Raw genomic sequence first — 1038 nt, 5'->3', positions numbered from 1 at the left:
AACAAGACATGCTGAAGGAACAGGTGGTGAAGTTTCTTGATATTTTGCCTAAAAATCAGAGAGACGTATTGCAAGCGGTTTATCTCGAAGAGCTGCCACATCAGCAAGTTGCGGAACTGTTTGACATACCGCTAGGCACGGTGAAGTCTCGGTTAAGACTCGCAGTAGAAAAGTTAAGGCACTCAATGCATACGGAGCAACTATGAACAAACATCCAGATAACAACTTGTTAGAAGCGTACGCTTCGGGCAGCATTGATGCGGTTTCTGGTCTTGTGGTCGCCACACATTTAGAGACGTGCTCAAAGTGCCGAGCGTATGTAAACCAAGTAGAAGCAAGTCAAGCAAACACAGTGAGTGAAAGTCCATCAGAGTATTCACCTGAGTTTGATGACATGTTTAACGACATTATTAACGCAGAACCTGTGAACGACAATGTGGTGATTCAAGATACAGCTTTCGTCAATGTCGCAGGTAAAAGCTTCGAGCTTCCAAAAACGTTAGTGCGCTTTTCTGATTTGGTGGGATCGTGGCGAAGCTACGGTGGGAAGGTTTTTAGTGCACAAATTGATTTGGGTGAAGATGCTCGAGTGAGCCTGATGTACATCGGCGAAAATGTACAAATCCCACAACACACGCACAGAGGGTTGGAATCCACACTGGTTCTGCATGGTGGATTTAGCGATGAAGACGGGCAGTATGAAGAAGGCGACTTGATGATACGAGATGCCTCAGTGAAACACAGCCCCTTTACTCAGGAAGGTGAAGACTGTTTGTGTTTAACGGTACTCACTGAGCCAATGATTTTCACGCAAGGTGTTGCACGTATCTTCAACTTGTTCGGCAAAGGGCTTTACCCATAAGCTTAAAACGCCGCGTTTTGTTTAGAAAAAAACCACCGTATTGTGCGGTGGTTTATTATTATTATTACTTTTTCGCAAATTTGCGGTCGTTAATGCTTATGCCGCGCTTTTTCCAAAAGATCCGTAAAGTAATGACGCAGTGAATACAACATGATCAAGCTTGGGATCACCATTAC

At 44.3% G+C, this 1038-nt stretch carries 2 protein-coding genes; both read left to right on the top strand.

The features are described from left to right. Nucleotides 1–206, top strand: a 206-nt coding sequence (locus R8O70_RS26270; RefSeq protein ID WP_318184595.1) for a sigma-70 family RNA polymerase sigma factor, incomplete at its 5' end; no start/stop codon positions are given. After that, a complete protein-coding gene (locus tag R8O70_RS26265; protein ID WP_020841188.1) occupies nucleotides 203–862 on the top strand; it encodes a ChrR family anti-sigma-E factor in 660 nt (219 codons plus the stop codon). The genes R8O70_RS26270 and R8O70_RS26265, both read left to right, overlap by 4 nt. Nucleotides 863–1038: the final 176 nt, after the last annotated feature.

The organism is Vibrio sp. 779(2023), from assembly GCF_033344285.1.
Lineage (GTDB): Bacteria > Pseudomonadota > Gammaproteobacteria > Enterobacterales > Vibrionaceae > Vibrio > Vibrio alginolyticus.
The sequence above is the reverse complement of the archived record's forward strand: the minus strand, read 5'-3'. Positions and strand labels throughout refer to the sequence as shown.